General features: G+C 47.6%; 6 protein-coding genes. All 6 read left to right on the forward strand.

Annotated elements, in window-relative coordinates:
• A partial coding sequence (locus VIP81_RS33020; protein WP_331972388.1) for a hypothetical protein occupies positions 1–873 on the forward strand: 873 nt, incomplete at its 5' end.
• Positions 874–949: 76 nt separating this feature from the next.
• On the forward strand, positions 950–1,540 hold the full coding sequence (locus VIP81_RS33025) for an RNA polymerase sigma factor (RefSeq protein WP_331972391.1): 591 nt from the start codon (positions 950–952) through the stop codon (positions 1,538–1,540).
• A gap of 93 nt (positions 1,541–1,633) precedes the next feature.
• Entirely contained in the window at positions 1,634–2,800 is a 1,167-nt protein-coding gene (locus VIP81_RS33030) for a FecR family protein (RefSeq protein ID WP_331972394.1), read from the forward strand.
• A gap of 208 nt (positions 2,801–3,008) precedes the next feature.
• Entirely contained in the window at positions 3,009–6,284 is a 3,276-nt protein-coding gene (locus VIP81_RS33035; protein WP_331972397.1) for a TonB-dependent receptor, read from the forward strand.
• Between the two features lie 21 nt (positions 6,285–6,305).
• A complete protein-coding gene (locus tag VIP81_RS33040; RefSeq protein ID WP_331972400.1) occupies positions 6,306–7,751 on the forward strand; it encodes a RagB/SusD family nutrient uptake outer membrane protein in 1,446 nt (481 codons plus the stop codon).
• A 33-nt stretch (positions 7,752–7,784) separates the two neighbouring features.
• Positions 7,785–9,856: glycoside hydrolase family 16 protein (locus VIP81_RS33045; protein WP_331972403.1), on the forward strand; the 2,072-nt coding region annotated here is incomplete at its 3' end.

Consider the following 9,856-nt stretch of genomic DNA (forward strand, 5'->3'; position numbering starts at 1 on the left):
ATGCGTATCAGTGGAAGCAACGATAAAGAAAACTGGTATGGCGTAACGGATACTTTTGTTTTTGATCCGGCCAGTGCCGTACTCGATTCTGCCGGTACTACGGTGGTGAAAACAATTGGGATTCCATCTTCCAACTATACCTGGTACCAGTTAATCATTAATGACTCCAGCAGTGCGCCGGTGTTTATAGAAAAAATTGGTCGTTACCGGACGAATAGTCACGCTACAGAATACACGCCGTTGCCGGCTCCAAACGTTAGTGTGCCAGCGGATAGCCATCCGCATCAAACGAGGTTACAGCTGAACTTCGATCAGCCTTACCTGGTCAGTAAGTTGTCTTTCCATATTACCGCGCCGGCATTATACCGCCGGAAAGCAGCACTGATGGCGGAGTCAGAGGTGTCTGACGGGAAAAGGACCGTGATGCAGCCAACGGAGATTGCTTCTTTTGAGTTATCGGCAGAGCGGCCGGCACAAGTGGTGTTGAGTCGTCCCGGCAACTACAGTCAGCTTTTGCTGATAGTGCAGAATGACGATAATCCGCCTTTGCAATTTGGAGCGGTGAACGCCTGGCAGCAGACTATCTGGTTAACGGCCAGTCTGCAGCAGGGAGCATCCTATGTAATCAAAGGTGGAGATGTGCGTTTACCTGCTCCTGTGTATGACCTCGCATATTTTAAAGATAGTGTGCCAGCCAACATTCCGGTAATTGAACCAGCGGCGCCTGTGAGCATTGCAGTAGTGGCAACGGAACGCTCGTCTGTTACCGTATTTAAGAGCAAGTGGTGGATCTGGCTGGGGATTATCGGTATTGGTGCATTGCTGGCATTTTTGGCGGTTAAAATGCTCCGGGAAATGCAGGAAAAGAAATAATGATACACCCGATATTTATTTTTCCTACTTTAGTCTGCTATTGATATAAACATTCCACTACCAGGCTAATCAGCGCATGCACGACCACCTATACAGCGACAGAGCATTATTCCAACTGATCTCTGAAGGCGACGAATCGGCCTTCAGGCAGCTCTTTCATACTTATGGTCCACAGTTCCAGCCGTTAGTGGTTCATCTTACTAAAACACGGGCGGTAGCAGATGATATTATCCAGGAAACTTTTCTGCGGGTGTGGATGAGCCGGGATAAATTGCCGGGGATCGAAAACCCACGGTCCTGGCTGTTGCGCATCTTATTTCATCAATCCTTTACTTACCTGCGCCATCAAACAGTACATCAAAAGGCCATGGACGCCCTGGCCACGGATGCCGCCATGCAAAGTACCACGGAAGAGGCAGTGGCCTTTACGGCTACGCTGCGCCTGATCGGCGAGGCGGTACATCAACTACCGCCACAGGCTAAACGTATTTATTTACTGAGCCGGGAGAAAGGAATGAAGATTCCTGAAATTGCGGATGCATTATCGCTTTCTCCCAGCACGGTTAAAAATTCGCTCGTAAGATCCCTGCATGCGATCCGGAAACACCTGGAAAGTGCGGGGTATATATTGCCATTCTGGCTGCTGTGGCTGTTTTATGGGCAATGAAAATTTATTTTCAAATCGGTAGGTCCTAAATGTTCCGTTGCGCGTCTGTTAAGTAGAAAGATATTACCACGTTAAACTGAAAAACGATACCAATTGATCATCCACGAACGCCTGGCCTATCTTATTCGCCAGGTTGAAAATCAATCCGCTACAGCCGATGAGTTGAAAGAGCTGTCTGATCTGGTGCTGGAAGACAGTACCGGCGCGCTTTCCGCTCAAATCGAGCAAATGCTGCAGGTGCCTGCCATGCCGGCAGCCGATCCTGCGCATTGGGATCAGCTGGCAGATCGTATTCTGCAGGCAGATCGCCCTAAGGTTGTACGTATGTGGACATGGGGCCGGATAGCCGCTGCAGCTGCGGTGCTGGCGCTGATCGGCGTAAGCAGCTATTTCTTCCTGCAACGGTCTTCTTCTCCCAAAGTGCCGGTGGTGGCACAACAAAGTATACATACGGATATGCCTCCTGGCGGCAATAAAGCCATGCTTACATTGGCAGACGGTAGGGAGATATCGCTGGATAGTGCAGCCAATGGCCCGCTGGCACAACAGGCCGGTACACAGGTCATCAAATCTGCCGGTGGGCAGTTATTATATCGCGCTGAAAAAGAAAGTACCAATACCGCTTTACTCTTCAATAAAATATCCACACCACGTGGTGGTCAATACCAGCTGACGTTACCAGACAGCACCCGGGTTTGGTTGAATGCAGCCAGCACCTTACGTTATCCTGCCGCCTTTGCGGGCCGCACCAGAACAGTGCAGCTAACCGGTGAAGCGTATTTTGAAGTAGCGAAAAATGCCGCCATGCCATTTACTGTTAATGTAGATGACCTGGAAGTACAGGTATTGGGTACACATTTCAATGTGATGGCGTATAACGACGAAGCACAGATCAAAACCACCTTGCTGGAAGGCGCGGTGAAAGTAAATAAGAATGGCAATAGCAGGCGGCTGGTACCCGGTCAGGGCGCGCATTTCAACCGAAGCACCGGTGCGCTGGAAGTGACAGCAGTAGATACAGAAGAAGCCATTGCATGGAAGAATGGATTTATTCAGCTGGAAGGAAATGACCTGCCGGCAGTGATGCGGCAAATTTCCCGATGGTATAATGTAGATATTGTATACAAAGGCACCGTGCCTGCGCACTTTAAAGGAATTATCCCGAGGAATGTACCCGTATCTCAGGTACTTAAAATGATGGAGTTAACAGGCGAAGTACATTTTCAGATCAACGAACACCAAATCATCGTATCACCATAAATCTAAGTAAAGACTAAAAAGCCGGAAGTGGTTCGAAGCACTCCCGGCAAGTAAGGGTCTATAAACCATAATCGTTTCAGCAATCATTTTTCATTTACCCAAACCATACAAATGTATGTATTTAGCGCTTTTTTACCAAAGCAGGGCTCCCCGTGTAATATGGAGCCAGGAACATTTTTCGCGATTGTCAGCAAAAATTTTACGGATCATGAAATTGATAGTGCTTTTAATGACCATCGCCCTCATGCAGGGACATGCGACAGGATATGCACAAACCGTATCCATCTCCCAACGGAATGTATCTCTTGAAAAAATTTTCCGGGAAATCAGGAAACAAACCGGCTATGCATTTCTGTGTACCAGCGAACAAATGGAGCAGGCACACAATGTAAGTATGCAGGTGAAAAATGTACCGCTGAAAACTGCCCTGGACCTATGTTTCGAAAATCAATCCCTTACCTATGTGATTGCCGATAAAACGATTGTCGTTAAAAGAAAAACGGTCATCGCGCCGGTACTACGGGCAACAGACATCATCGTAAAAGGGAAAGTAACGGGTGATAAAGGAGAGGCCTTGCCTGGTGTTACCATTCAGCTGAAAGGCACGGCTAAAGGGGTAACGACCAATGAGCAGGGCGCTTTTGAAATCGCAGTGCCAAACAGTAATGCCATACTGGTGGTGTCTTCCATTGGTTTCGACCGAAAGGAAATGTCCGTAGACGGCCGGCAATACCTGGATATCAGACTACAACCCGCAGCGTCGAAAATGACAGAGCTGGTAGTCGTTGGGTATGGTGAACAGAAGAGAGGTTCGCTCACCACTTCCATCTCTTCTATTTCTGCAAAGGATTTTGAAGGACAACCCGTTAATCGCCTCGACCAGGTATTACAGGGAAGAGCTACCGGGGTGCAGGTAACCAATGCGGCCGGTGCTCCGGGAGGAAGCGTAAGAATCCGTATTCGCGGTACCAACTCTATCAACGGAGATAACAGCCCGCTGTACGTGGTAGATGGCTTCATTGGCGCAGAATTTTTTGCCATCAATCCGGATGACATTGAATCGGTGCAGGTGCTTAAAGATGCTTCTGCTACGGCTATTTACGGTAGCATGGGTTCTAATGGCGTGATCCTGGTAACAACGAAAAAAGGTAGCAAAGGAGGTTTGAAAGTAAACTTCTCTACCCGTTTGTCTTCTTCGGAAGTGATCAAAAAATTAGACCTGCTGAATGCATCTGATTTTGCGCAAACAGCCAACGCACATGCGGCCGCCATTGGTACCGCGGCGCCCTACTCTGAAGCGCAGATAAAAGATTTCAGCACCAATGGCGGCACCGACTGGCAGGATCAGATATTCAGGCGCGCTTTCGGACAGGAGTATATGTTGAGCCTTTCCGGTGGTAATGATAAAACAGGTTATTTCATTTCCGGTAACTATCTCAACCAGGATGGTGTGATCAATAATTCTTCTTTCAAACGGTACTCCATCCGGTCCAATATCAACTCAAAGCTGACCAGTAAAATTACCGCGCAGCTCAATATTACCGGCGCTTACAGCGATGGAACGAATTTAGATATTCCTGCGGATGGTCCTCATAGTCCATTGGCGCAGGCAATTACCTGGTCGCCTACCGTACCTGTAAGAAAAGCCGATGGCACTTACACCGTTACAGATCCTATTGGTTCCATGTTCTTTAACCCGGTAGCACTCACTACAGAACAGGTGGCAGTAAGAGAACGCATGCTGGCGAATATGATCGGCGGATTTAAATTCGATGATATTATTGTTCCGGGACTTTCGTTGAATCTGCAATACGGCGCTAAATACCTGCAATACGACGACAAGAGCTTCACGGGAAAAGTAGTGAATTCCGGTACAGCTACCGCAGGCATCCGGTCTAATAAAGAAATCAGAACGCAGGCTACCAATACGCTGAATTATAAGAAAGTATTCAATGCACATAGCCTGGACATTACGGCGGTGGCAGAATACCTGCAATCCACTTACAATTACGTATCTGCCGGTGCATCCAATCTCACCTATGAGAGTTTTCAATGGAATAACCTGTCGCAGGGAACTGCCGGCAGTCCCGGTTCCGGCTATTCAAAATCGAGCATCTTCTCGCTGGTAGGTCGTATCAACTATGGATTTAAAGACCGGTATCTTATTTCTGCCGCGCTGCGCAACGATGGTTCTTCCAAGTTTGTAGGGAAAAATAAATACAGCCAGTTCCCTTCAATCTCCGCCGGATGGATCGTTTCTGAAGAACCTTTCATGAAGGAGCAGCATTTATTCAGCAACCTGAAATTGCGTGGGAGCTGGGGTATAACGGGTAGTGAAGGAGCGGGCCCGTATAGCACTATTTCCTCTTACTCCAACCGGATTGCGTCCTTTACCAACTCCACTTTTCAGAATGGAATTGTATTAGGCAATATTGGTAACCCAGATCTGAAATGGGAATCGACAGAACAACAGAACATCGGATTGGATCTCGGTTTTTTAAATGGGCGCATTACAGTGACCGCAGATTATTTTGAAAAGAATACCCGTGATCTGTTGCTGAATGAAACGCTGCCTATTTACCTCGGTGGAAATACCATCACCCGTAATGTGGGTACCGTACAAAATAAAGGATGGGAAGTAGCGGTAGATGCAGATGTATTGCGTCACAGCGCGGTGAAGTGGAACACCAACATGAATGTATCTTTCGTTAAAAATAAAGTAGTATACATCGGCGCGGGAAGAACAATTCTGTTCGATCCGAATACGCGTAAGATCGGTTCTGGCATGTCGCCCCAATCCGAATTTGTAGTAATGCCCGGACAGCCATTAGGAGCTATTTGGGGCCTTACTTATCTCGGTACATGGAAACCTTCGGAAGCAACGGAAGCGGCTAAATTCGGGGCTAAACCGGGCGATTCCAGGTACCTGGATGTGAAGGCAGATGGCACCATAGACGCCGGTGATTATGGCGTGATTGGTACAGGTATTCCAAAAACATCTGTAGGATGGAACAATACCGTTTCTTACAAACACTTTTCCCTCAACATATTCTTTCAGGGCATGTTTGGTTTCGACCGCCTGAATTATAACAATGCTGCTGCCATGTATTACGGAGGTGATGCGAGAGAAGCCACGCTGCAACAAATCAAAGACCGGTACATTCCCGGTGTAAATGAAACCTCCAATATTCCTGCCTTCAGCACCACCAACAGGAATTTTACCCAATCTACCCGTTTCCTCGAAAAAGGCGATTTTATAAGGTTGAAAAATATCAATTTGTCTTACGAATTTCCGAAGTCAGCTATCAGGAACATTGCCGCCATCCGCGTTTTCATTGGCGCCACCAACCTGCTGACCATCACAGATTACACCGGTATAGATCCGGAAGCCAATTCCTCCGCAGGAGATTTCCGGCAGGGCATCGACTATGGTTCTTATCCTAATGCTAAAACAATTACCGGCGGTTTTTCGCTTAGTTTTTAATTTATTTTCAAACGGTTCCACATGAAAAAGATATATTCACTCGCACTCATCATCATATTAACAGGTTGCAGCAAAGCACTGGAGGAAGACCCTCAGGGGTTGATCGTGGGTAGTGCCGGTCTTAGTAGCCAGGCGGGTCTGGAGTCCGCACTCACCGGCGCTTACGGCAGTCTGATGGTACCATGGGAAAGTGGTTTTACGACGGTGTCACAAATCGCTATGTGCATGGGGGCGGATGATCTTACCACCCATCCCGGTTCCAATAAAGAAGAGTTCCGGGAGTTCGACCGCTTCAATGTTTCTTCGCTCAACAGCCGCATGGTGCCTATCTGGCGCGGTTGTTATAAAACAATTCAATCCACTACCAACATCATCAATAACTACAATGCAGTGTTGGATGGTAACGAAACCACTATTCACACCATTGTAGGGGAAGCTTATTTTTTACGTGCACTCTGTTATTTCTGGTTAACAAGATTTTGGGGAGATGTACCCGTAATTCCCACTGAAAAGTATACGGCAGATTTGCTTAACCTGAAAAAGAGTACGCCAGCGGTAGTCTATCAACTGATAGAAGCAGATCTGGCGAAAGCAGAAGAATGGGTGCCGAATGGCAAACGTGATCCGGGAAGACCGAACAAAGGCGCTGTAAAGGCTTTGCTGGCGGAAGTATATCTTACAGAAGGCGGATGGCCTTTGAAAGATGTATCTAAATATGCCTTAGCTGCTGCTAAAGCGAAAGAAGTGATAGACAATAAAGCCACCTACAAATTTGACCTTTACCAGGATGGTTATCTGAAAATTTTTGCAGGAGGTACAGTGGAAGATGTGTTCACTTTATTTACACGTGGGCAGTGGTCTACTTACAATTCTTTCTATGGCCTTTCTACGATGCCGGAAAATGAAGGCGGCTGGTCTGACTTTTTTCCCGAAATTAATTTCTTTAATAATTTCCCGGCAGGCACGCGGAAAGATGCCACCTTCTCCACACAGTTTGTCGTAAAGGGCGATACTATTGCCTGGCAGAATGTGACGACCAAACATCCGTACTATAAAAAATTCACTATCCAAACCGGGCAAAAAGATACTTACATGTCTAACAACCCGGTGATCATGCTGCGTTACGCTGCGGTATTGCTCACGTATGCAGAGGCACAGGCACGCGCAACCGGTACTCCTAATGAAGCCGCCTATGCTGCAGTGGATGCCGTACGTGTACGCGCAGGTTTGGCAAAACTTCCCACTGGCTTATCCGGTGCTGATTTTGCCACCGCCGTGGTGAATGAAAGAGCCTGGGAACTGGCGGGTGAATGGAGTCGTTGGTTTGACCTGGTGCGTCTGGAAAAAGTGGAAGAAGCCAATGCCAGCAAACATGCAGACGACCTGACTATCAGCGGCCCTATTACCAAACAAAAATACTGGTTGCCTATTCCGGGCGCCGACGCTGCTGTGAATCCTAACCTGTAGTAGTTTTTATTCCACGATAAAATAATACCCGTTATGAAAAAAATTGTACTGCTCATATTGTGCAGCATACTGCTGTGCAATATCCTTCATGCCCAGTACCTGCTGCTGGACGATATGGAGGGCCATGGCCCCTGCTCCGGCAGATGGTCTTATTACGCAGGAGCAGGGGCCACCGGGTCGGTACTCTTTCATGTACCTAACCCGGCTCCTTCTTCAGTAAATCCCAGTCCTTACGTAGCAAAATTCACCAAGGACACTTCCTGTTTTGAATACATGAGCGCCAGTTGCTCGCTTCCTTCCACCTTCGATATTGCTACCAACAGCACTTTCAAAATGCTGGTGTACAGTAATGTGAAAGAAGAAATTATGTTCAAACTGCAACCTGGCAGCGATTACACGAAGGCGGTATTTTTTACGTACAAGGTCACTAATATTAATCAATGGGAAGAAGCCACTTTCAATTTTCAAAGTGTAAAAAACAGAACAGACCTGAACAGCATCTCCGTACAATTTATCGATGGTAAAAAAGCCAATGGTATCTTGTATTTCGATCTGGTGCAGGCGCCTAATCCGGTAGGTATCACTTTAACGAATACACGAATACTGATGGGGCAGGAGAGTGGTGTCATCATCCCGGCAAAGCTCAACGGCGCGCATTTCAAAGCTACGTTGAATAAGCTTTCCTGGAATGCGACTAATCTTCCGGCCGGTGTTACGATAGATAGTATTCAACGTTTAACCGATACCACGGCCAACATTGTGCTGGCAGGAAATTCTCCCGATAATTATTCCAAACGGACCTTACAATTATCAGTAGCTGGCACAGAATTGGACACAGCGAATACGCCTTTTTACATCGCAAAAGGAAACGCCGTGTTTGAGGGAAATCCGTCATGGACCATGATCTACGGCGATGAATTCAATACCGATGGCTTGCCGGATCGCAGCAAATGGACCGTAGATCCACGCCCCAAAGGATGGATCAACGGAGAACAACAGGTATATACCGATACCACACACGACAACATCCGCGTGCGAAACGGGGACCTGGTGATCACCGGCAAAAAAGATTTTCCGAATGGGAATACCACAGAGCCATGGTCTTCCGGCAGGTTAATTTCCCAGGGTAAGATGGATATTTTATATGGAAAAGTAGAAGTGCGGGCTAAGCTGCCCAAAGCCAGAGGCTCCTGGCCGGCCATCTGGATGATGCCCACTACCAGCGCTTATGGCGCGTGGCCCCGCAGCGGTGAGCTGGATATCATGGAACACGTAGGTAATAATCTTCGTACGGTATTATCTACCGTGCACACACAAAATAATAACTGGACCAATGGTGGGCATCTCAGTGCCTCCAAAGTGATCCCGGATGTAAATACTGCCTACCATGTATACGCCATGGAATGGACGGCAGACTCGCTGATCTTTACTTACGACAGCAGCCGCGTGTACGCCTACGCTAATCCGCAAACAGATTGGAAAGACTGGCCCTTTGATCAGAAATTTCATGTGATCCTGAACCTGGCCATAGGCGGGGGAATGGGCGGTGCCATCACCGAGGCCGACTGGCCCGATAGCATGAACGTAGATTATGTGAGAATTTATCAAAAAGGTTTAGGCACACCTGTATTGGATACCATCCTCGTAACGCCCGCCAACCAGGTACTGCTTCCCGGAAAATCTATTCAATACACCGCTACAGCCAATGACCAGAATGGGCGTCCGATGACAATCAGTCCTGTATGGAGTATTACAGGTACCGGTAATACCATCACTACTGCTGGCCTGGCCACTTTTCAGTCTTCCGGCACTATAACGGTAACGGCTACTGTAAATGGCGTTACCAGATCCAGTACTGCTTACGCCAATATTCGCCCCACCAATTACAAACCAATACCGGCACGAATAGAAGCGGAAGCATTTGACAATAGCAATACCTGTTGTACCGAACCGGTGGCAGATACCAGTGGCGGTGTAAACGTGAGTTACATAGGTGCCGGTACCTGGATGGAATATGATATTGATGTACCGGATAGCGCGATGTATCGCATCCAGTTTCGTGTGGCGGTGAGTACGGCGGCTAGTCTTTCTGTGCAGCTGGATAC

Origin of the sequence: Chitinophaga sp. (assembly GCF_036566945.1) — a bacterium.
GTDB lineage: Bacteria > Bacteroidota > Bacteroidia > Chitinophagales > Chitinophagaceae > Chitinophaga.

Coding starts and splice junctions, on each gene's coding strand:
- VIP81_RS33025 (WP_331972391.1), top strand. CDS start 950: ATGCACGACCACCTATACAGCGACAGAGCATTATTCCAACTGATCTCT.
- VIP81_RS33035 (WP_331972397.1), top strand. CDS start 3,009: ATGAAATTGATAGTGCTTTTAATGACCATCGCCCTCATGCAGGGACAT.
- VIP81_RS33040 (WP_331972400.1), top strand. CDS start 6,306: ATGAAAAAGATATATTCACTCGCACTCATCATCATATTAACAGGTTGC.